The 23,737-nt window shown below is 60.1% G+C and carries 15 protein-coding genes and 1 pseudogene; 5 read left to right on the plus strand and 11 right to left on the minus strand.

Annotated elements, in window-relative coordinates:
* The first annotated feature begins 139 nt into the window (after positions 1-139).
* The 3 genes from NBH12_RS01165 to NBH12_RS01175 all read left to right on the plus strand — a co-directional run bounded on the left by NBH12_RS01165 (position 140) and on the right by NBH12_RS01175 (position 3,906).
* Complete coding sequence (locus NBH12_RS01165; RefSeq protein WP_025332512.1) at positions 140-1,600, plus strand: ABC transporter permease; 1,461 nt, start codon at positions 140-142, stop codon at positions 1,598-1,600.
* Positions 1,597-2,781 (plus strand): ATP-binding cassette domain-containing protein, encoded by a 1,185-nt coding sequence (locus tag NBH12_RS01170; protein WP_250819071.1) that lies wholly within the window; start codon positions 1,597-1,599, stop codon positions 2,779-2,781. The genes NBH12_RS01165 and NBH12_RS01170 overlap by 4 nt, the downstream gene beginning before the upstream one ends.
* Before the next feature lie 360 nt (positions 2,782-3,141).
* Positions 3,142-3,906 (plus strand): HD domain-containing protein, encoded by a 765-nt coding sequence (locus tag NBH12_RS01175; RefSeq protein ID WP_065507177.1) that lies wholly within the window; start codon positions 3,142-3,144, stop codon positions 3,904-3,906.
* 129 nt (positions 3,907-4,035) lie between these two features.
* Here NBH12_RS01175 and NBH12_RS01180 read toward each other — a convergent pair whose 3' ends face one another.
* The 5 genes from NBH12_RS01180 to NBH12_RS01200 form a co-directional block, all read right to left on the minus strand.
* A complete protein-coding gene (locus NBH12_RS01180; protein ID WP_025300095.1) occupies positions 4,036-4,896 on the minus strand; it encodes a class II glutamine amidotransferase in 861 nt (286 codons plus the stop codon).
* A gap of 283 nt (positions 4,897-5,179) precedes the next feature.
* Positions 5,180-7,591 (minus strand): KUP/HAK/KT family potassium transporter, encoded by a 2,412-nt coding sequence (locus NBH12_RS01185; RefSeq protein ID WP_065504658.1) that lies wholly within the window; start codon positions 7,589-7,591, stop codon positions 5,180-5,182.
* Between the two features lie 198 nt (positions 7,592-7,789).
* Positions 7,790-8,749, minus strand: coding sequence for a TatD family hydrolase (locus tag NBH12_RS01190; protein ID WP_003832348.1), 960 nt, complete (start codon positions 8,747-8,749; stop codon positions 7,790-7,792).
* Between the two features lie 254 nt (positions 8,750-9,003).
* Positions 9,004-10,809, minus strand: coding sequence for an ABC transporter ATP-binding protein (locus NBH12_RS01195; protein ID WP_003832351.1), 1,806 nt, complete (start codon positions 10,807-10,809; stop codon positions 9,004-9,006).
* Between the two features lie 198 nt (positions 10,810-11,007).
* Positions 11,008-12,918, minus strand: a complete 1,911-nt coding sequence (locus tag NBH12_RS01200) for an ABC transporter ATP-binding protein (RefSeq protein ID WP_019727576.1) — start codon at positions 12,916-12,918, stop codon at positions 11,008-11,010.
* A gap of 420 nt (positions 12,919-13,338) precedes the next feature.
* Between NBH12_RS01200 and NBH12_RS01205 the strand changes: the two genes are divergently transcribed.
* Positions 13,339-13,509, plus strand: a complete 171-nt coding sequence (locus tag NBH12_RS01205) for a hypothetical protein (RefSeq protein WP_003829636.1) — start codon at positions 13,339-13,341, stop codon at positions 13,507-13,509.
* Between the two features lie 116 nt (positions 13,510-13,625).
* Here the strand turns inward: NBH12_RS01205 and NBH12_RS01210 are convergent, their stop codons facing one another.
* From NBH12_RS01210 to NBH12_RS01235, 6 genes and pseudogenes are all read right to left on the minus strand, one after another.
* Entirely contained in the window at positions 13,626-14,942 is a 1,317-nt protein-coding gene (locus tag NBH12_RS01210) for an ATP-binding protein (RefSeq protein ID WP_250819072.1), read from the minus strand.
* A 352-nt stretch (positions 14,943-15,294) separates the two neighbouring features.
* Positions 15,295-15,543 (minus strand): annotated as a pseudogene (locus tag NBH12_RS01215) (family 43 glycosylhydrolase); the annotation flags it as partial.
* Positions 15,544-15,962: 419 nt separating this feature from the next.
* Positions 15,963-17,696 carry an ABC transporter family substrate-binding protein gene (locus tag NBH12_RS01220; RefSeq protein WP_250819073.1) on the minus strand — a complete coding sequence of 578 codons (1,734 nt, stop codon included), beginning with the start codon at positions 17,694-17,696 and terminating at the stop codon, positions 15,963-15,965.
* 31 nt (positions 17,697-17,727) lie between these two features.
* Entirely contained in the window at positions 17,728-19,797 is a 2,070-nt protein-coding gene (locus tag NBH12_RS01225; protein WP_250819085.1) for a dipeptide ABC transporter ATP-binding protein, read from the minus strand.
* A gap of 86 nt (positions 19,798-19,883) precedes the next feature.
* Positions 19,884-20,882, minus strand: coding sequence for an ABC transporter permease (locus NBH12_RS01230; protein WP_250819074.1), 999 nt, complete (start codon positions 20,880-20,882; stop codon positions 19,884-19,886).
* Between the two features lie 24 nt (positions 20,883-20,906).
* Positions 20,907-21,890 (minus strand): ABC transporter permease, encoded by a 984-nt coding sequence (locus NBH12_RS01235; RefSeq protein ID WP_013141449.1) that lies wholly within the window; start codon positions 21,888-21,890, stop codon positions 20,907-20,909.
* A gap of 295 nt (positions 21,891-22,185) precedes the next feature.
* Here NBH12_RS01235 and NBH12_RS01240 point away from each other — a divergent pair, with 295 nt between their 5' ends.
* On the plus strand, positions 22,186-23,715 hold the full coding sequence (locus NBH12_RS01240; protein ID WP_250819075.1) for a C1 family peptidase: 1,530 nt from the start codon (positions 22,186-22,188) through the stop codon (positions 23,713-23,715).
* Positions 23,716-23,737 lie beyond the last annotated feature (22 nt).

Genomic DNA, 23,737 nt, shown 5'->3' on the forward strand with positions numbered 1-23,737 from the left:
CATTGACCATGTTTGTTCCCAGCACATTCCCAGACTTCATTGAGGGGTATAACAGTATTGCGCAAGAAAACGGTCACGAAGCGCAACAATAGTAGAGCCGTATTGATTTGTTCGGCTTAGGAGAACGGGAGAGGTACACATGTTCGTCCTCAGCAACGCCTGGCGGGCTTTGATGCGTTCCAAGGGACGCACCACCCTAACCGCATTCATCACTCTGGCGGTCACGTTCGGCACGGTTGCCGGGCTGGCCATTGTGCAGGAAAACACCACCGCACACACCACCACATACAATTCGCAGAAAGCCAATATGGCGATTCGCCCGAGCGCGGCCACTTGGAAGAAGGTCTCCGCCACCGACTCGGCCACCACCAAGCATTACATGACCTGGTCGTCGTACACCGATTACGCCTCGGCTATTCAGACCGCCGGTACCACGCTCGACTTCACCGTTACCGGAACAGTGCCCGCCCGCGTGAGTGGCGATTTGAAAGCGCTCGATGGCGGCTCGCTCGGCTCCGCTTCCGACGATAAGACCGGCGGCCAGCTGGTTTGGCGCGCATTCTGGACCAAGGACGCGGCCAAAGCAAGCGATCTTGGCACCTTTGAAATCGTGGACGGCAAGGGCCTGAGCTATAACAACAAATCCGCCAACCCAGACACCACTGGCGCATTGGTCTCTGAAGCGTTTGCCAAGGCCAATAATCTTAAGGTGGGCGATACGTTCAAGGTAGCCACTGCCACCAGCGCATCAGACACCGCAGAGCTCAAGGTGCGCGGCATCTACAAGTACACCTCCGAATCCACCGTGGACAACCCGGTGGTTGCCGCCCGCAATCGCGAGAACGCGATCTTCACGAACTACCAGACCTTCTCCAAGGCCGGGCTCGACCCGCAGTACAGCAATGAAACCGCCTCCGGGTGGGAGCTGCCTGACCTGAACGTGGTGTTCAACGTCACGGATTCTGCTACATATGATTCTCTGCTGAAAACGCTGAAGAAAGCCAAGCTGCCGGCCAAGGGCTACACCATCTCTTCCCCCTCGCTCGAGGCTTACACCAAGTCGCTTGAGCCGTTGGATACCTTGGCTGCTCGTGCCAAGACCGGCGTGATCGTGCTGCTCACCGTGGGTGGCGTGCTGTTGCTTGCCCTAGTGCTGCTGGCCGTGTGGACGCCGAAGCGCAATGATGAAATCGGCATGGCGCTGGTTTCCGGCGTAACTCGCGGCCGCCTTGGCTGGCAATTCATGCTTGAGGTGTTCTTCGCCACCCTGCCGTTCTATGTGATCGGCCTGGTCGGTGGCGCCTTTGCGGCAAAGCCCATCGGCGCGGCATTGATCTCCGGCCACACTACCGCAGTCACCTCTAGCCTGATTTGGCAGATGGTCTGGGGCGGGCTCGGCGCCATTCTGGTGCTGGCTATTCTTGCGGCCTTGCGACTTGCATTCTTCAGCGCAGCCAAGCTCTTTGCCGCTGATGGCGACTGGGGCACAGTCAGCGAAATCGAGACCATTGAAGAAGCTGACGACGAGGTTGCCGAACTCGGCAAGGCTGTGACCACTACCACGACTACGACCAACGACGATGCGGAGGCGAAGGCATGAGCGAGAGGAACGAACAGGAACTCAGCAAGGACGAAGCCCTGAAGAACACGGCCGAATCGGCCATGGCATCCAAGGATGCCATCAAGCCCGCTCCGGCCGATTCCATCCAGTTCAGCGTCATCTTTGACGATGCGGATGGCCTTGACCCCGAGGGTGCGGATGACGTTGACGACAATGCCTCCGGTGATATCTACAGCATCATGGCCAGCGCCGAAAGCGCCGCGGATGTCACTGAGGCCTCAGACGCCACCGCCGAGGACAACGCGGGCGCAGAACTCAGCGAGGCAGAAGCGGACGCTCTGGCTTCCGCAGACACCTCCGCCGCAGCGACCAAGCGCAATGCGGACCGCGTCAACGAGACGCTGAACCTGGCTAAATCTGGCGGCAAAGACGAATTGGTCGAACACGCAGCGCCGGCGTCCAAGACCGCCGAACCGACCATGACGCTCGCCTCGCGCATCGACCGCGTGCTCGTGGGCGGCGGCGCGGATGACATCCTGCTCAAGACCTACCCGACCTTTGCGCTGAACAAAGTCACCGTTCCCGGCGCCAAAGGCAAAATCAACGTACTCGGCAGCGTGGAATTCGCCTGCTACGTGGGTCACGCCTACGCACTGCTCATCACCGACGACCCTGACTCGGGACTGACCGCAGACACCAAGCGCCGCGCGCTTATGGGCGTGATGAGCGGCCTTGTACAGCCGAAGTCCGGCACGGTGATGAATAAGAGCGCCAACATCGCCGAACTGGAGCCTGTGGATCTGCGTGGTCACCGTCTGGGCATCGTGCCGCAGCTGCACGCCGTGCAGCCCGATCTGGACGCCGAGCAGAACGTGCTCTATGCCATGAATGCTTCCAACCGTAACTTCCTGAAGCCCAAGCCGGTGATCGCTCGTGAACTGCTGGCCAAGGTCGGCTTCTCGGAGGCGACCAGCGGCGTTGCCGTGAGCAAGCTACCCGTGGTGCAGCAGCGCTTGGCGGCCATTGCCCGCGCCATCAGCACGGAAGCGGAAGTGCTGATTCTCGACGAACCGACCCGCGGCTTGAACGTGGACGACACAGTGACCGTGTTCGCCGCCCTTGCCAAGCTGGCGCATAGCGGCGACCCGAAGCACTGCATCATCGTGCTCACCGCCTCGCGCGAGATCGCCGAAGCCGCAGACCAGATGTTCGAGATCTGATTTCAAGTCGTCGAGAAGGCCTCTGCGATTCGGCAATATCGAATCGCAGAGGCCTTCTCGACTTCAAGGGGCTGATTCGCGCATCTCAGGAAGTCTACTTCCGTTTCGAGGGGCTGGTCATTCAGTCAAACGCATGTAGAAACGGCTTGGCGCAACGCCATTTCGCCATTGTCGGACATTGCCTGCCTAGACACCAGCCCCTCGAGACGCAAGTAGATCTCCGGAGAAGATCGAATCAGCCCCTCGAAACGCAAGTAGACGTCAAACAAGGCCCAAATCTGTTCCCACTGACATCAACGTGGCTTATTCCCGAGCTAATCTAGGGGTAATCCTGACCTTACGAAACGAAACTTGACGATCATGACCGGATATATTCCCACACTTGAGCAGATTGACGAGCTGCATCGCAAGATTGCGCCGTCCGAGGCGGCCTATGAGCTGGTTCACACGCATTGCGTGATTGTGGCAACCATCGGATGCCAGATTGTGCGACGGCAGAATGCACTGTTCACGCGTCGTTGCACGCTGTCGAAAGATGCACCCGAGCGGGGAAGCAATCGTCGCACAGAGAATACGGTAGATGCTGCTGTGTCGGCTACGCCCATGCCACCCACTGCGGGCGTCACGGGCGGCCAGGTGCCGCCACGCCTACTGGACGAGCATCTGGTGCTCATCGGCGGGCTGCTGCACGATATCGGCACGTATCGCGTATTCAAGCATGACGGCTCGGACGGCGAACCGCTCAAATTTAGCAAGAAACGATACATCCTGCACGGACTGAAGGGTTATGAGTATTTGCTCGATGAGGGTGTGGACGAGTACATCGCCCAGTTCTGCCGTAATCACACTGGCGTGGGTCTCACGCGTGAGGACATCATACGGCAAGAGCTTCCTCTGCCCCCGACCGACTATGTGCCGATGAATCTTGAGCAGGAAGTGGTGATGTACGCCGATAAGTTCCACAGCAAGTCGGTGCCGCCGAAGTTCTTGCAAGTCGAGGCGTATACGGCTCGAGCCGAACGATTTGGCGAGGATAATAAGCGGCGTTGGCTGGATCTGGTGGCCAAATATGGCGTACCGGATATTCCGGCGTTGGCTGAGAAGTACGGGATGCGAGTGATCTGAGCTCCCGCTGGCGGGGGCTGTCAGCGAAGCTGACTGGGGGTGGTTCGTTTCCACCAATCAGACCACCCTCAGTCTCGCTTCGCGAGCCAGCTCCCGTCAGCGGGAGTCGAGGAACGGTCGAGGAACGGTTCAGATGGAACGCAGACGGTAGGTACCGTTGCGGTTGGACGCGATGATCATCTGATCATTCTCCAGCACGTCCCAGCCTTCCTGCTCATAGCCAGAGGAAGACACCACTACACCGGCCGGATCGCCATTCTCGTCATTCAGCGCGCGGTAGCGCATCACACGGTAATCGGCGGCCTGCTTGCCGCGGCCATACTCGTCGTAGATCTCCACAATGCGTGGGCTGGTCTTCTCACGGCCGGCAGCGCACAAGGCAATCAGCTGATCCTCGGATTGAATCATGCAGTTGTAGCTGGATTTCGGGTAGGCCTGGCGAAGCTCGCGCACCGCCTGAGCCACAGCCTCGTCAAGCGGGAATCCGAAGCCGACGTACTCCAGAATCACCGCGAAGAAGATGGCGGAGTCGGAGCGTCCGCCGGTGGACAGAAACACGCTGTGATCCACGGGGTAGGAACGATTGGTCACAATGTTGCGGCCATTGGCATCGGAAATATCGCCATTGTGGATAAAGCTCAAACCGTTGGCATAGAACGGGTGCTGGTTCTCCATAATGAGCGGCAGATTGGAGCTGGCCAGACGCAGATGCCAAATGGCGCCGCGAGCCGGCTCGCTAGCCAAAGCTTCAAACGTGCTATCGGCGCGTGCGGCGATGGTGGACTTGTAGATTTTCGTGCCGGTTTCCGGAGTGGGTGCACCGCCGTCGCGCACGTACGGCGCCGACGTGGGATCAGCGAGCTGGGCCACACCCCAGCCATCGTTGTGGATCTCGGACAATTCGCGGAAATCCTCGACATTGCCCTGACCCAACACGGCGTTAAGGCTCAGGTTGAACCCCGCCGTCGCGTATCCCAATAATCTGCACATAGTCAGATAACTTACCCGAGCCATATTTCGACGTGCGGCCACCGTTATAGGCATTCTTTATAGAGCGCGTCAGCCTATACACGGCGGTAACTCAGTTGAAAGGGGTACATTGCGACTTCTGCAGAATGCTAACTGCTTTCAGCAGGGGTACCCGATATGGAAGAGCCCAAGTACAAACGGCAGAATAACGCCATTCATACTTGGGTTCTCAACACTTAGGCACCCCTCTGAGAGCAGTTATTATTCCGCAAGAGGGTTCAAGTACCCCTTTCAACCGAGATACCTACTTTTTCTCCTCTGCAGACATCGCGGCATCGAGCTCTTGGACCAAGCGACTCAGGCCGGCGGTGGTGTCCATGGGATCGGGAACGGCCGCAGGATCAGCCACACTTCGAGTCGGGGCCGGCGCAGGAACCGTCTTGGTCCCATCCGTGCGCTTCAGACGCGGCGGGCGGCGGGTGGAGACGAATAGCGGCTGCACTTCAATCAACGGGTTGTAGGGCGCCAAGCCGAACCACTTGACCGGAGAACCGGCCACATGGCGAATCGCGTACTTGGCTTGCAGCGAGAGCGCACCGCGAGCGGAGACCTTGGATTCCGGCATCAGCGCCTTGTGCACCAGCACGTAACGAACTGTGCCAATATCCGGGTCGGCGTCCACCTTGGGGTAGATCGACTTCTGCTTGGGCAGTTCTCCGGTCTTGGACAGGTCATGCATGATCTGGTGAATATACGCCGGAATGGACTGCGAGACCTTGAACCCCAGGCGGAACCGCACACGGAAGATGTAGTTGGTGCCGAAATTCTCCACCGAGTATTCGCGGGTGAACGGCTCATCGGTGGTCTCCACACTCACTGCCCACCATGCGCGGGCGCGCTTGGGGTGGTCGGCGAAGATGGAGAAGAAGATATCCGTATCGAGTCGCTTGGTCTCCGAATCGGAAGTCAGGTAGACGATGTTGTCCGCAAAGTAGGGGATGCGGAAGTCTCCGTGCAGCTTGTCGAGGGCGGGCAGGAAGTCCTTGGGCCGCATGTGGCGACGCTGCGCACGCTCCAGCTTGGTGCCTTCGTTCCACGTGTACATGACAAACAGAATCGCGATGGTGAGCAGGCAGGTGAACCAACCACCATGCAGGAACTTGGCCATGGAGGCGATGAAGAACATGATCTGGATGGCCAGGAACAGCACGGTGAACACGATGGCGCCCACGCGCTTGCGGTCATACCAGAGATACACGCCGAGCAGCACGGTGGTGGTGATCATGGTGATGGTCAGCGCCAAGCCGTATGCGGCGGAGATGTGCTCCGAATCCTTGAAGATGGCAAGCACGGCCAGAGTGGAGACGCACAGCACGCCGTTGACCACCGGAATGTACAGCTGGCCGCGTGTACGGGCCGGGTAACGCACCTGCAGATGCGGCATCCAGTTGAGGCGGGTGGCCTCGGAAACCATGGTGAATGCGCCGGTGATCAGGGCCTGGGAGGCAATCACGCCGGCCGTGACAGAGAGAATCACCGCCAGATAGCGCACGTTCGGCGTCATCATCTGGAAGAACGGGTTCAGCGACTTCATAGTGTTGAACTGCGGGTTGCGGGCGTTGTTCAGCATCCACGCGCCTTGGCCGAAGTAGTTGAGCACCAGCGCAATCTTGATGAATGGCCAGGTGAAGTAGATGTTGCCACGGCCCACATGACCCATGTCGGAGTAGAGCGCCTCGGCACCGGTGGTGGAGAGGAACACCGTGCCCATCAGTGCGATACCGGCCGCGTTATGCGGGCTGAACAGGAATTTGACACCGTACACCGGGTTGAGGGCGGCGAACACCGACCAGTCGTTGTTGAGATTCACCACGCCCACAACGGCGAGGAAGCTGAACCAGACCAGCACCATCGAGCCGAAGACCTTGCCGATGCTTTCGGTGCCACGAGACTGCACGGAGAACAGAATCACGATGATCACCACGGTGATCATGAGGGTCAGGCTCGGATTCTCGTCAAACAGCTGCTCGAGCGGCGGCAAAGTCTGCAGACCTTCGACTGCGGAGCTGATAGACACGGCCGGTGTGAGCACGGAATCGGCCAGGAAGGCCGCGCCGCCGAGCATGGCGGGAATGGCGAGCCAGGCTCCGTATTTGCGGATCAACGAGTAGAGTGCAAAGATGCCGCCTTCGCCGTTGTTGTCGATGCGCATGGCAATCAGCACATATTTGACGGTGGTAATCAGCGTGATCGACCAGAAGACCAGTGAGAGCATACCGAGCACGGCCTCGCGATCCACGTTGCCGAGGCCGCCTTGCCCGGCAAGGAAGGTCTGCGCGGTGTACAGAGGCGAAGTACCGATGTCGCCATAGACTACGCCAAGGGCCACGATCGCCATGCCCCACGTGACCTTATCTGGTCCGGATTGCAGGCGAGCCCACCAACGGCCAAGACGGCCTTTGGAAGAGGCGCTGGCGATTTTCTCGGCTTCTCGCGTCTCGGCCTCGCGCTGTTTGGCGATGGCCTCGCGCTCCTCCTTGGTAAGGGTGCGGCGGGAAACCTTGGGAGCGTTAGTGAAGGTGTCGGCCCTCAGCAGGGCTTCTTCTTCCTGCTTAGCCTTTGCCTTATTGGCACCAGCCTTGGCATTAGTTTTCTGGGCCTTTTGGGGCTTTGCCACTTTTTGGGCACGTTCAGCCTGTTTATCTGACTCAGCCATACGTTCAGTCCTCCATTGAGGTGGAGATCCTCCCCCTCGCTTATGTCAAGCAACATATCGTAGACCTCGTTGGCGATTCTTACAAATTCTGCTCAATTCCAAGTCAACACATCGCCACAAAAGGGGCAAATCAACACGTCATTGCCCACTTCTGCGGCCTGCGCGGCGCATCCCAAGGAATAATGGCAGCGAGCTCGCTCACACCCCGTAGACCACACGGGTGGTGTTGCGGGTGCCGCGGGCCACATCGGCAATGGGCAGGTCAAGCGTATCGGCCATGGCACGCAGTGTGTAAGGAATCATGTAGGGTGCATTGGTGCGGCCACGGTACGGCATAGGCGTGAGGTACGGCGCATCGGTTTCCACCATCGCGTGGTCCAGTCCCACAATGCGCAGCGATTCGCGGATGCCATCGTTGCCCTTATAACTCACTGTGCCGGAGAAGCTCAGGTACCATCCATGCTCGCGCGCGATCTCACCCATCTCGCGGTCGCCGGAGTAGGAGTGGAACACGGTACGCTCGGGAGCGCCGTCGGCCAGCAGAGTCTCGATGACTTCGCGATGAGAGTCGCGGTCATGAATCTGCATGGGCAGGTTCAGTTCCTTGGCCAAAGCGATATGCGCGCGGAAAGCCTCACGTTGCAGCTCCTTAGCCCCCTCGCCGGTACGGAACAGGTCCATGCCGGTCTCCCCGATGGCCACCACCTGTTCGGGGTACGTGGTGGCAAGACGATGCACTTCAGCGAGAGCGTCCTCAAAGCTGGTGTCGTGGTACGGCTTGTATTTGAGCGGCAGCCCATCCGGCCCCGGCACACCGCGATGACCGTGGAGCACGGATTCGTTGGGATGTATTGCGAGCGCCGCGTGCACATTACCTGGATGATCGAGGGCCATCTGGACGGCGGTCATCAGGTGCGGCAGCTCGCAACCGCAGTCGATAATACCCCCAATACCGACGGCTTGCGCCTGTGCAAGCAACTGGTCGACGTCGTACACCGGGACTTCGGGCTGCCCTTTTTCCTGCGCCTCGTGGCTCATGGCCCGCGCAAACGGTATGACGGAGGCCACGTGGGTGTGGTTGTCGATGGTCTGGGCGTCTTGCGGCAGCGGTTCAGGTGCCGGTGCCCAGCTACGGTCGCGATGGTGGTGCTTGCTCATAGCTCCCCAGTGTAGGCAGACACCCTACCGTGCCCATCACCACCTCGATGCCCTTCCCGAATATGTACCACTGACAACGTCGTAGCGTCACATATTCAGGAAACAACCCCACACCTCCCGAATATGTACCACTGACGATCGCTAGACGTCACAAATTCGGGAACATCCCCATCTCCCGAATTCGTACTACTCAGTAACGGCCAGCAGTACAAATTCGGGAGATTTGGGATATGGGGCAGCTACGGGTGGCCGAGCTACTCAGTAGCCCCGGTGGCCACGCGAATCATCGCGTATTGGGACTCGTAGAGGCGGTAGTACGCGCCCTTGGCCTCCAGCAGTTCGGCGTGCGTGCCGTGCTCCACGATCTGGCCGTGGTCGATGTAGAAGATCTGGTCCGCGTTCTCGATGGTGGACAGCCGGTGGGCGATGATGAAGCTCGTGCGACCCTTGAGCAGATGCCGCAAGCCGGCCTGCAACGCCTCCTCGGTGCGGGTGTCGATGTTCGAGGTCGCCTCGTCCAGAATCAGGATGCGCGGGTCGGCGAGCAGCACACGCGCGAACGCGATGAGCTGGCGCTGCCCGGCGGACAAGGTCGAGCCGCGCTCCTCCACCGTGGTGTCGTAGCCATCAGGCAGCTCCATGATGAACTCGTGCGCGTGCACGGCCTTCGCCGCCGCCTCGATCTCCTCGTCGGTGGCGTCGAGCTTGCCGTAGCGGATGTTGTCACGTACGTTGCCGGAGAAGATGAACGTGTCCTGCAGCATCACGCCCATCTGCCGGCGCAACGATTCAAGCGTCACGTCGCGCACGTCGTGGCCATCAATGGTCACCGAACCTTCCGACACGTCGTAGAACCGGGACAGCAGGCTCACGATGGTGGTCTTGCCGGCGCCGGTCGGGCCGACCAGGGCGATGGTCTTGCCCGGGGTGACGTGGAAGTCGACCAAGTTCAGGATGTTACGGCCGTCGTCCTCGTACCGGAACACGACGTCGTTGAAATCGACCTTGCCTTGAATGGCGGGCAGCTCGGTGGCACCCGGCTTGTTCGCGATCTCGGGCTTGACGTCCAGCGTCTCGAAGATGCGTTCGAGGTAGGCGGAGCAGGTGACCAGCTGGTTGTAGAAGTTGCCGATGTTGATCACCGGGTTCCAGAAGTTGTTCGCGTAGCCCACGAACGCGATAAGCATACCGGTGGTCACGCTCACGCCGCCGAAGCCGGTGATGCCCACGAAGTAGATGAACGCGATGGTCATCACGGAGATGGTCTGCACGCCCGGCCACATCAGGAATTCAATGTGCTTGGCGGCCATCCAGGCGGTACGTACGTCGTCTTGCTGCTGCTGGAAGGTGTCGAACTGCTCCTTCTCGCGGGCGAAGGTCTGCGTGGTCTTCACGCCGGCGATTGACTCGTGGATGAAGGCGTTCAGATTGCTCTGCTTGTTGGACAGCACCTGATAAGCCTTGCGCTGGAAGTACTGCAGCACACGCACCCAGATGATGAGCACCGGGAACAGTACGAGGCTCCACAATGCCAGCTGCCAGTCGATGGCGAACATGACGATCAGCGTCACGAAGAATGTGAAGATGTCGGAGAACACGTTGATCAGACCCGAGGAGAGCGTGTCCGAAAGGGTGTTCACATAGTTGACCACGCGGATCAGGATCTTGCCGTGCGGGCGCGAGTCAAAGTAGCTGAACGGCAGGGTCTGGATGTGTGTGAACAGATCGCGGCGCATGTCCTTGAGCATGAGCTGGCCCACGCGAGTAATGGCCACCGTGCGGTAGCGCAGCGCGAGTTCGTAGATCACGATCAGGCAGAACAGCCCGCCGGCCAGCATGGCCAGTTTGCCGAGATCCTTGTTCGGAATCGCGTCGTCAATCATAATCTTGGTCAGGTACGGGACGCTGACCACGATGCAGCTCATCGAGACCACGACCGCCAGGATGCGCACAATGCGCGAAATGTACGGTTTGAGATATTTGCCGACGCGAGCGATGTCGTGGAGGTTGATGGACTCCTCCAGCTCCTCATCCTCGCGGAATGTATTGCGTTGTGCCATAAGTCCTCTTCCCAAGCCCCCTCCGGCGAGGGGGCTGTCAGCGAAGCTGCCTGGGGGAGAGATATGTCGTCAAAATCTCTCCCCCGTCATCGCTTCCTTTATTTATTGCTCACCTATCGGTTCGCCCTCGCCTAAAAACAGCCCACAGGGCTGTTTTCTTCACGGCTCAGCCCTCGTCAGAGGGAGGTTGAACGACGGTTAAAACCCCTGTGCGGCGCCGGACTGGAGTCCGAGCTGCTTGTGGTAGATGCCCCAGTAGCGGCCGTGTGCGGCCACGAGTTCGGCGTGGGTGCCGCGTTCGACGATGCGTCCGTGTTCGAGCACCAGAATCAGGTCGGAATCCTTGACCGACGAGATGCGGTGGGCGATGGTGACGATGGTCTTGCCGCTGTCCATCTCCTTGAGGTGCTTCTGGATTTCCGCCTCGGTCTCCATATCGACGGCCGAGGTCGTATCATCCATAATCAGGATCGACGGATCATCCGCGAGCGCGCGGGCCAGCGACAGGCGCTGTTTCTGCCCGCCGGACAGGCCCACGCCGCGTTCGCCCACGACGGTGTCATAACCCTGCGGCATCGACCTGATGAAATTGTCCGCGCCGGCGATCTGGGCCATTTTCTGGATATATCGGTCGTCGCTATCATCGCTGGCACCAAAGCCGATATTGCCACCGATGGTGTCGGAGAACAGGAAGGTGTCCTGCGCCACGATGCACACCTGCGAGCGCAAGGTGGCCAGCGGCCAGTCGCGTGCGTCGATGCCGTCGATGAGCACATGGCCCACGGTTGGGTCGTAGAAGCGGGAGATGAGGCTGACGAGCGTGGACTTGCCGGCACCGGTCTCGCCGAGGATGCCGAGTTTGGAGCCGGCAGGCACGGTGAAGTCGAGGTCTTTGAGGATCGGGGTTTCCGGGTCGTCCGGGAAGGCGAAACTGACGTGGGCAAAGCGGATGTCGCCTTTGATGCGCAGCGGGCAGGACTTGCGTTCGGCGGACTGCTGGGCACCGGATGTTCCGGAAGCCCCGGGCGCTCCGGTAGCACCGGTAGCCTCATCATCGCGCTTGACCTGCTCGACGATTGTGACCGCCTGCTTGACGGCTTCGGCCGCGTCGGGCTTCTCCACGATGCGCGGCTGTTCGGTGAGCAGCTTGCGAATCTTGATACAGCTGGCGTTGAATCGCTGCCAGTCGTTGATGAGCCAGCCGGAGGCACGCACCGGGCCGTCGATCATCCACAGGAAGGAGTTGAAGCTCACTAAGTTGCCAAGGGTCATGTAGCCCTTGATGACCAGGAAGCCGCCGAGGCCGAGCGTGATGAGCTGCAGCGAAAAGCCGAGGCCGTCCAGCCAGGGCATGTACTTGCGCGAGTTGTAGGCCAGGGCCATGTTGCGCTGCATGTAGTCGTCGTTGTGTTCGTCGAACTTTTCGGTTTCGTACGGTTCGCGCACGAATGCCTTGACCACACGGTTGCCCTCGATGTTCTCCTCGACCATGGAGTTGAGGGAGGCCAGCGAGTTGCGGATGGCGAAGAACAGCGGGTGGGCGTGCGTGGACAGGCCGCGCGTGAGCACAAAAATGAACGGCGTGGCGCAGGCCAGGGCGAGCGCAAGTCGCCAGTCGATGGCAAACATCACACACAGGGCACCGATGAACATGACCACGCAGTCGGCGATCTGATAGCTCACCCAACTCAGGCAGTGGCGGATCGCGTCGGTGTCGGAGGTCAGGCGGCTCATGATGTCGCCGGTGCGTGTGTGGTTGAAGTACGTGAAGTCGAGCTCGTGCAGCTTCTCGTATTCGTCGGAGACGAGGCGGTAGACCGAGTTCTGGCCGAAACGCTCCATCCACATCTGGTAGCCGTATCGCGCGCCCACGCGGATGATGGTCATGAGGATCATCAGTCCGCACAGACGTGGCAGTTCGTCGGTATGCCCGCCGACGATGACACGGTCCACAATGATGCCGGACAGAATCGGAATGGTCAGGGCCATCGTGTTATTGACGATGAACAGTAGGAGCGCGCCTGCCACGCGGGGCAGGTCTGGTTTGCAGTATGGCAGCACCCATTTGAGGTTGCTTGCGCTGGTATTGATTCCCGGATCGACGTACATGTGAGGAGATCACCGTTTCTTGGGGATTGTTTGCTTGTGGTATGGTGCGGCATGCTCCTGCGCCGCACGCGGCAATCGCTGCCGCCACGATTCACGATCAGCCGTGCTTCGTACTGCGACAATCATTGGCGATTGGTCGCACGACCGGAGCTCTCCTTCACCGGTCGAAGCACGTTCGACTTTCGTAAACGCGTACTAGTCTAGGCGGCTTGCGTCCAATCGCAACAGCCCACAACCCTGCGTGTTCCCCGCATTCGCAACGATACGCGGCTCTCTAAGCGCAATATTCCCCGGAATGCGTCGCGAAACGTTGCGCATGCGGCAATGCACGCTCGAGACCTGTTGCATACCAGTCGACCAAATTATAGAATCATAATTAAGTAAATTACGATTCTATTCTGCGAATGCAAATGGCGCAGCATGCCATCCGGTCTGCAGCAGTTGGAAGTGCTGCGCAATCGCGCCAGACTGCTGCACCCCGAAACCAGCCATTACATGCTGTTCTCCAAATCAGGCTTCGACGAGCATGTCGCCGCCCGCGCGGCGCAAGACGGTACAGTGACGCTTGTCGATTTTGCGGATATGGATTAGTCGGCTCACTCCATTGCGGACGGTAAGGGTGAAGTAACAGACTGGGTCAATGGACCGAACCGCTAGGCCGGGCAACAGACCCAATCAGCGACACGTTCCCGGGAAAGTGGCGCATGTCATATCACGCTCAAACAACCCAGCATGTATATGGGCAGGTATTCGGTTCGTCCAACAGTCTCCACGTTGCCATCATGGAACACGTAGGCATGGGCAAACCGATAATTGTCGCTATCCAGTAGGTTGTTCATGGCCCGATGCCGCGTATAGTCCTTGCCCGATTTGATTTCAACCAGTGAAATATCATCCAGACCTTGCTGCACTACAAAATCAACTTCACCAATACGGTTCTGGTTGAAGTAATGCAGTTCCAATCCCTGTGCAAACAGTTCCTGAGCCGCTGCATTCTCGAAAATCGACCCGTAATTCATACTGGATCGGTGATTCACAATCTCTAAGTCCACACTGCGCATCAAACGGGAGGTCAGCAAACCGACATCGTTCATGTACAGTTTAAACGTGTTCTCGTCGGCATGCTCCGTCAGCGGGTATTCAGGGTCTTGCACGCGCGAAGTAGGCAAGGCGATACCTGCGTTCGCCAACCAATCGAACGCCGTCTGCATATGAGCGAACCTGATATTCTTGCCCAACTTGGAGAACTTGAGTCGTTTGTTTTCCGCATTGAGCTGACTTGGAATCGCCTCGTAAATGCTCTTGATATGACGACGTTCCACCAAATCGGAGACATATTTGGTGATGTCGTATTCATAGGTATCGAATATGGCTTGCTGAGTATTGCGGACCTTGACAATATCGGCAGAATCCACGAATGACTGCACTGCGTCGGGCATGCCACCAATCAGCAGATACTTGTACCACAGGTCGGTGAGCCGTTCATGTAGATAATCGGGGACCTCCCGTCGATCCACATAACATTCACGCAACGTATCGAGAGCGGGCTGAGGCAGCCGGCATGCAGCGCAGAACTCATAGAAATTGAGCGGATACATACGCATCGTCTGCAGGAAGCCCACCGGGATCGAACGCACATTGAACACATCAATGCCCAGCAGGGAGCCAGAAACGATGACGTCCAATCCTTTGGCGCCAGACAGGAATTTGGTCCACGTGAGCATGTCCTCACACGCTTGCATCTCGTCAAGAAACAGCAGAGTCTTGCCCGGCGTAATTTCCGTGCCGGAAAGTACCGATAACCGCAGTATCAGGTCTTCGGTGTCCTTGGCCTTGCTTACCGTTTCGACCGCCTGAGGCATTTCGATGAAATTCACCTTAGCCACATGCTCATAATGGTCTGCACCGAACTGCTCAATCAGCGTGGTCTTGCCCACCTGCCGGGCACCCGTGATCAGCAAGCCCTGCTTGGTTTTACGGTTCTTCCAATTCAGCAACTGGTCATATGCATAGCGCTTGAGCATATTCCCCTCCTCTTTTGTGGAGAATGACTGAAAACACTCAGGTCATCACACAATCACATACTGATATCATCTTAGCATTCACGTTTTTACATATGCAAAACACACTCTGAGTCACAAAAAACATAAGAATAGTGAGTGGTTCATTCACGTTTTACGTATTGTGCGACGGAATCGGCATCTCCCGCAACACGTGAGATATGCAAAAGTGCCGCACGCTGAATGGTGATCAGCGTACGGCACTGCGCGAAACGCGTGAAATCCGCAGAACGCACGAAACTCACGAAACAGATAAAACGTACAAAACGCAAGCAAGGCGAAGACAACGAACAGACAGAGACAGACAGCCTACAGGTCAGAACGCCAGCGAACGCACGTAGGAACCAACTTGCGGGCGGACGGGAACCAGCGAGCCGTCAGGATTGTAGTCAAGCGGCGCGAATACCACTTCGCGATGACAGCCATCGCCTCCAGCCCAGCGACCGGCCGGATTGTAGGCGAACCGGTGATACGCGATAATCCATTCGTCGGTGCCGGGAACGTTCACGATGTTGTGATGACCGGTGGCATACAGCTTGCGCGCCGGGTCTTGTTCAAGCAGCACGCACATATATCCTCATCGGCGAACAATGCAAAAATTCAACGCCGTCTGTTCAGCTACCGCGAATAAGCCGGACCCGTCAATCTACTACAGAGTGCAACACACCCATTAATCGTGCGCCTGCGCGGGCAGCAAGGTGGACAAATCGTTGCTGGGGTGGAATCGCGGCAAGTATGCAAAAACCTCCCGTTCGCGCGCGGCGCATAAGCGCGCAAACGGGAGGCTTCCCAACCGCAGCATCATATGCAGAAATAAGGAGTGTAAGGCATATGCTGCCGCGGTCACACCCCGCCGGGAACCGCTGCAGGCCGCGTCCGGCATCGAAAGCCATGCAGTCGATGCGTGCGGCCGACCGTTCCCGGCGCGGTGGCCATGTCAGTCAGACATCAGTCAGATGCCAATAGACATCCGATCAGACATCATCACTTCTGCCAGCCGATGTCCTGCGGCAGGTTGCCGGCGAAGCCGGACGGGCCGTAGTTGGCCAGGCCCTTCTTCGCACCGAGGTACGAAGCCGGGTTGGAGACCGGGATGGTGCCGTACAGCTTGAGGGCTTCCTTCTCGGCGGCGTTCACGGCCTTGGTCTGCTCGTCATAGTCGGAGAGGCTGCCAGCCTTCTTGACGAGCTCGTCGATCTTCTTGCTGCCCACGTAGGTGAAGTTGGACGGACCGTCGGAGGTGTACAGCTGCGGAGCGGACACCACGAAGGTCATGGCGCTCGGAGCCTGCCAAGCCATCGGCAGCACCTGGTAGTTGCCGGAAGACACGGTGTCGGAGAACTTGGACTCGGCCACGTTCACGACCTTGACCTTGATGCCGGCCTTCTTCATCATCGCCTGGTAGGCGTTGGCGAGGGCCTGCTGGGTGGCGTCGTCACCGAAGAAAGTGAAGGAGATCTCAAGGGTCTTGCCGCCCTTGGCGTAGTAGCCGTCCTTACCCATCTTGTAGCCGTCGGCCTCAAGGGTCTTCTTGGCGTTATCCACGTTGTACTTGGCTTCGGCGGGCAGGTTGTTCTCGTAACCCTTCTGGAACGGCAGCAGCAGCTCGGAGCCCGGCTGCTCGGCCTTCCAGTTCAGGCCTTGGAACTGCACGTTGTTGTAGGTGTTCACGTCGAAGGCCTGAGTGATGGCCTTACGCACCTGCAGGTCGTCAAGCGGCTTGGACTTGCCGTTGTACTCCAGCACGCGGGTCTTGGTGCTGTAGCCGATGCGCAGCTGGGCGTCCTTGACGGAACGGATGGCCTTGATGTCGTCCTTGGTGGAGGCCTCCACGGCGTCGATCTCGCCGTTCTGGAAGGCGTTGAGGGAGGCGGTGTCGGCCATCTGCTTGTAGACGATCTTGTCCAGCTTCGGCTTGTTGCCCCACCACTTCTCGTTCGGCACGAAGGTGACCTGGGAGTCGGAGAAGGAATCGACCTTGTACGGACCGGCGGTCCACTCGTTGTGCGGGTTCTTCACCCAGCCCTGGGTGAAGGTCTTCGGGTCGGCGGCCTTCGGGTTCACCAGAGCGCCGAAGACTTCCTGCCACGGGTAGTACGGGGTCTTGTAGGTCACCTTGACTTGCTTCGGGCTGTCGCCCTGCTCAACGCTAGCGATACGGTCGAAGCCGTCGGTGCTCGGCGGGTTGTAGTCCGGGTTGGAGCCGTTGTTGGCTTCCCACGTGGCCTTGAAGGCGGTCCAGTCGATGTCGGAGCCGTCGTTCCACTTGGCCTTCGGGTTGATGTCGTACTGCACGACCATCGGGTCCTTGCTCACGAGCTTCATGTCGGTCAGGAAGTCCGGGTTCACCTTAATCGGGGAGCCATTGACCTGGTCGGTCATGAGCAGGCTGGGCTGGTACCAGCTCCACAGCTCGGACATGTAGCCGGTGTTGCCGTCGGAAGACAGGTAGTTCCAGTTCGGGCCGATTTCGACGATGGACAGGGTCAGCGTGCCGCCGTCCTTGACGTTGTCACGGCTCTGGTGGTTGTCGTAACGCTCGGTGACCTTCGGCATGGGCAGGTCGCCGGTGTATGACGAATCGATGCCGGCCGGCGGTTCGACGGCGCTCGAGGCGTTGCTGGAACCGTTGCCATTGCCCGCGCCGCAGCCGGCAAGCAGCATGGCAAGCGCCGCAGTGGCCGCGGCAAGCGCGGTCAGCTTACGTGTCTTGTTCATTGTTATTTCCTCCTCTATATGGTTCCGACCGTCATGCGAAATGGCATGCAACCTGATGGCCGCTCGGTCGGGAAGTGTCATACGGCCGCAGCGCCGGGCGTTCGCCGCGGCAGCGGGCCTGTTGTTCGGCGCTCAGCTTGGGCATGAGCGGGCAGCGGCCCATGAACGGGCAGCCTTCGAACGTCTCGGTGGGGCTGGGCACCTCGCCCTGCAGCACGATGCGCTGGCGGGTGCGTTCCGCCTTCGGATCCGGCACCGGCACGGCGCTGATGAGCGCCTGGGTGTACGGGTGCAACGGGTGCTCGAACACGTCTTCGGTGTCGCCGGATTCCACGATGCGACCCAGGTACATCACCGCCACGCGGCTGGAGATGTGGCGCACCACCGACAGGTTGTGGGCCACGAACAGGTAGGCCACGCCCAGCTTGTTCTGCAGGTCCTCAAGCAGGTTGATCACGCCGGCCTGGATGGACACGTCCAGTGCGGAGACCGGCTCGTCGAGCAGCACGAGCTTCGGGTTGACCGACAGCGCACGCGCGATGGCGATGCGCTGGCGCTGACCGCCGGAGAACTGCGTGGGGAAGCGGTCCACCTGGTCGGGGTTCAGTTCCACCAGACGCATGAGTTCACCGATGCGTTCGCGGATCTGCTCTTTGGAGTAGTGCTGGACCTTCATCGGCTCGGCCAGGATGTCGTAGATCGGCAGGCGCGGGTCGAGCGAACTCATCGGGTCTTGGAAGACGTACTGCACGGCCGAACGCAGCTCGCGGCGCTTCTCGCGCGGAATCTTGTGTTCGAGCTTGGTGCCGAACATCTCGATCTCGCCGTCCTGCGGCTGCTTGAACTCCATGATCTCCATGAGCGTGGTGGACTTGCCCGAGCCGGACTCGCCCACGAGCGCCACGGTCTCGCCTTCGCGCACGTCCAGCGTCACGTCGTCCACGGCCTTGACCTCGCCGATCTTGCGACGCAGGAAGCCGCCGGCGGTCAGCGGGAAGGTCTTGCGCATGTGCTTGACGTCGAGCACCATCTTGCGTTCGTCGCGCGGGATGCCGGCGAACTTTGACCTGGCGGCCTCGGCCACCGTGTACACGTCGTGGAAGGTCAGGCCCTTGCTCACGATCTCCTGGGTGCGGTGGCAGGCCACGAACTGGCCCGGGCGGCCCGGCACCGGCTCCATGGCCGGCTCGGTGGTGTGGCATATGTCGGTGGCCAGCGGGCAGCGCGGCGCGAACGGGCAGCCCTTGGGCATGTTGACCAGGTTCATCGGGGAACCCGGAATCGGCACCAGACGGCTGTTACGTTCGCGGTCGGAACGCGGCACGGCACCCAGCAGGCCCATGGTGTACGGCATGGCCGGGTGGTCGAAGATGGAGTCGACGTCCGCCTTCTCGACCGGGCGGCCGGCGTACATGACGACGATGTCGTCGGCCACGCCGGCGATCACGCCCAAATCGTGGGTGATGAAGATGACGGCCGCGCCGGTCTCGCGCTGGGCCTTGCGCAGCACTTCGAGCACCTGGGCCTGAATCGTCACGTCCAGTGCGGTGGTCGGCTCGTCGGCGATGATCACGTCCGGGTCGTTGGCGATGGCCATGGCGATCATCACGCGCTGGCGCATGCCGCCGGAGAACTCGTGCGGGAAGGACTTCAGGCGGCCCTCCGGGTCCGGGATGCCGACCAGGTTCATGAGCTCGATGGAGCGGTCGTGAATCTGCTGTTCGGTCATCTTCGGATTGTGGGTGACCAGCGCTTCCTTGATCTGGTCGCCGATGGAGAACACCGGGGTCAGCGCGGAGAGCGGGTCCTGGAAGACCATGGCGATGCCCTTGCCGCGGATCTCGCTCATCTCAAAATCGGACTTGTTGAGCAGCTCCTCGCCGTGGTAGGTGATGGAGCCCTTGACGCTGGCGTTCTTGTCCAGCAGGCCCATGATGGCCATGGAGGTCACGGACTTGCCGGAGCCGGACTCGCCCACGATGCCGAGGGTCTTGCCGGGGTACAGGTCGAAGTTCATGCCGCGCACCGCGCGCACGGTGCCGGCTTCGGAAGCGAAGCTGACGGTGAGGTCGCGTACTGAAATCACCGGTTCGGATGCCATGCCTTGCGCTCCTGTGGTGTCGGGGTTGGTGTTGGTTGTTACGTTGCTTGCGTTGCGTTCGTCGCTCATGATGCCCGTCTCCCCTCTCACTCGGCCTTGCCGCCGGAGCGGGAGTACGGGTCGATGGCGTCGCGCAGGCCGTCGCCGATCAGCTGCACGGAGAAGGTCAGGACGATCAGCACCACGGACGGGAAGACCAGCACCCACGGCGAGGTCTGCACCACGGACTGGCCGGCGTTGAGCAGCGTACCGAGCGAGGTGTCGGGCGCCTTGATGCCCAGGCCCAGGAAGCTCAGCGAGGTCTCGCTGTTGACCGCGCCAATCACGCCGAGCACGGTGTTGATGACCAGCACCGACCCCAGGTTCGGCACCAGGTGGCGCACGATGATGGTGAAGGACGGCACGCCCATGAACTTCGCCGCGCGGATGTATTCGCGGTCGCGCAGGCTCAGGGTCAGCGTGCGCAGCGTACGGGCGTAGCCAATCCAACCGAATGCGGTCAGGCCGATGGCCAGCCACAGCCAGTCGCTGCCGCCGGCCGCCATGCCGACGATCAGGGCGATGAGCAGGAAGGACGGCACGACGAGCAGCATATCCAGCAGCCACATGCCCACGCGCTCGAACCAGCCTTCGAAGAAGGCCACGGCCGTGCCCACCAGGGCAGCGATAATCGTGGTGCCGAACGAGCTGAAGATACCGATGGTCAACGAACGGCCGAGGCCGCGGATGATCATCGCGTACATATCCGAGCCACCGACCGTGGTGCCCAGCCAGTGCTGGGCGGACGGCGGCGAGGCGAGGGCGGCGAAATCGGGCTCGTCGTAGCTCCACTGGGAGAATTTCGAGCCGAAAATCGCCAAAAGAATCAGCAGAATCAGCACTACCAGACCCACCACGGCCGAGGGGCGGCGCATGAAGCGGCGCACGTACAGCTGCATGCGGCCGGTGCGGTGGAAGTCGTCGGCGCTGGAAGCCTCCTGGGCATTCCTGGCGTCGGCGGACTGCGGTTCGCTGCCCTGCGGATCGGTGAGTTCCATATCCTGGGCGGCGGCGTCGGAGACCATGTTCTCGTTGTCGTTCATCATGTTAGATCGTCCTTTGCGCGGGGCTCAGCTCAGTCGGATACGCGGGTCAAGCCAGGCGGAGAAGATATCCGCCAGCAGCGCGCCGGTCAGCGTGCACACGCCACCGAACGCGGCCACGGCCACGGCACCGTTGATGTCGTTGTTGGCGATGGTCTGGGTGAAGTACATGCCCAAGCCGTTGATAGCGAACACGTTTTCGGTGATCACCGCGCCGGTGAACACACCGGCGATGGAGAAGGCCACATCCACGGCGGTCGGGATCAGCGAGGTGCGCAGTGCGTGGCGGCGAATGGCCGCGTTGAGCGTCAGGCCCTTGGCGCGGGCGGTGCGTACGTAGTCGGCGTTCATGGTGTCGAGCAGGTACGTGCGCTGGGTGAGGTGGTAGCCCACCATGCCCGGAATCGTCATCACGATGGTGGGCAGGATCAGGTGCTGCAGATAGTCAAACACCCAAAGCACCGGGTTGGAGCCTTGGTAGGAGTGCAGGCCGGTCACGTAGAACGCGCGGCTGCCCACGATGTTGTTGAAGTTGATGGCCAGCAGCACCACCATCAGGCCCATGACGGCGGCCGGGACCACCAGGAAGAACGTTGCGGTGGTGTTGAGCACGCGGTCCTGCCACTTGTACTGACGGATGGCCGTGTACACGCCGATGCTCACGCCGAAGAGGATGGAGAGCACGGTGGCGAGCGTCACCAGCTGCAGCGAAGCGGAGATACGGGAGGCGATGGCCGGCGCCACCGGCGACTGATCCGGGCTCAGGCCCCAGTTCCACTGGGTGAGGATGCCCTTGAGCCAGCGGAAATAGCGGATGACGACCGGCGTCTGGTCGTTGATGTTGGCCAGATCGAGCGACCGGTTAATCGACGCGATCGGCGGATGCGGATTGCGCGACATGTAGTTCGAACGCGGATCCATGAATGCGCTGGCCAGGAAATACGTCATCGATACTGCCACGAACAGCATGATCACGTAGTTCACAATGCGCTTGATGATGTACTTGAACACCCAACCACCTCCCAAATAACTGGAAAAGTGATACCCCCCCCCCGCTCAAAACCACAAATTAAGTTCAATATATGGAATATGGGTATTGACTTTTCCGACTTTTTCCTGTACGGAAAACCGCGAAAACACTTACTGCATATTGGGCAAACATCCGTTTGTTAATTTTGTATTTCCTGAGCCTTTGCTGGACATGCCTTATACTTTCGTGTCAGCAGTCCGCCGGCCCGGATGGTGACAGTCCCCGCCGCCGGCAACGGATTATCCATCAGCATCATCAGCATCAGACAGGGGCATCATGACGACAGACGCCAGCGCACGGGCCATCAAACCCGAACTTCTGCGTACGTACACCGAAGACTTCAACAAGGACCGCGCCAACCTGATCGCGGCGGACGCGGCGGTTTCAGCCGGCGTGCTCAAGGCGGCCACCGACTATCGCGGCGTACGTGCGCTGCCGCGCGACTTCTCCATCGAACTCAAGCAGGGTTCGATCACCAATCAGGAGCGTTCCGGCCGCTGCTGGATGTTCGCCTCCCTGAACACACTGCGTTACGAACTCATGCATCGCTGGAACCTTGAGGACTTCGAGTTCTCCGAGACCTACCTGTTCTTCTGGGATGCGATGGAGAAGTCGAACACCTACCTGGAGAACGTGCTGCGCACGCTCGACGAGCCCACCGACTCGCGCCTGTTCGAGGCCATCAACTGGGGACCGTCCGACGACGGCGGCTGGTGGCAAATGTTCGCCGCGCTGGTGAACAAGTACGGTCTGGTGCCCAAGAGCGCTTACCCGGAGTCCGAGAACTCCCGTAATTCCGACGATTTCAAGCAGTGCCTCAACTCCAAGCTGCGCGAGTTCGCGGCCGAGCTGCGCCGCCGTTCGGCTGCGGGCGCTGGCGAGGACGAGCTGCGCACGCTGAAGGACGAGTACATGGGCACCGTGTACCGCATCTGCGCCGTGTCGCTTGGCGAGCCGCCGGAGAAGTTCGACTTCTTCGCGCGCACCAAGGATGACGCCGAGGACGATAAGAAGTGCGACGGCAAGGCCTGCAAGTGCAAGGCCGACGCAGACGGCAAGGCCGAATCCTGCAAATGCGGCGACTCCTGCAAATGCGAGGGCAAATCCGACGCCAAGGCCTGCAAGTGCAATAAGGACAAGTCCGACAAGCCGAAAACCGGCAAGGACGAGCGCCCGCAGATTCGCGAGATCGGCATCACCCCGCTTGAGTTCTACAAGAAGTACGTGCCGGTGGACGTCAACGATTTCGCGACGCTGGCCAACGCCCCGCTCAAGAACCGTCCGTTCAACCAGCGCTACCGCATCCGCTTCAGCGCGAACGTGGCCGAGGCGGGCGATATGGAGTTCGTCAACGTGCCGCTGGACGTGTTCAAGAAGGCCGCGCTTGACCAGCTCACCGCCGGTCACCCAATCTGGTTCGCCTGCGACTGCACGCAGTTCGCGCTGCGCAAGGACGGCTTCTTCGACCAGTCCGTGGTGCGCGTCGACCAGCTGTTCGGCACCGAGTTCACCGGCGACAAGGCCCACGGCCTTGAATACGGCGACAGCCCGAGCAACCACGCCATGACTTTCACCGGCGTGAACCTCGGCGAGGACGGCAAGCCGAACCGCTGGAAGGTGGAGAACAGCTGGGGCAAGGACGCCGGCAAGGACGGCTACTACGTCATGTCCGACGCCTGGTTCGACCGCTACGTCACCGAGCTCATCATCCGCAAGGAATACCTCGACGACGCCACCCGCGCCCTGCTCACCGCCGAACCGGTCGAGCTCGACCCCTGGCAGCCACTCACCCGCCGCTGCCGCTGACGTTTTCTCTTAGCTCCCGCTG

This window comes from Bifidobacterium sp. M3-N-101, from assembly GCF_023656805.1.
Classification (GTDB): Bacteria; Actinomycetota; Actinomycetes; order Actinomycetales; family Bifidobacteriaceae; genus Bifidobacterium; species Bifidobacterium breve.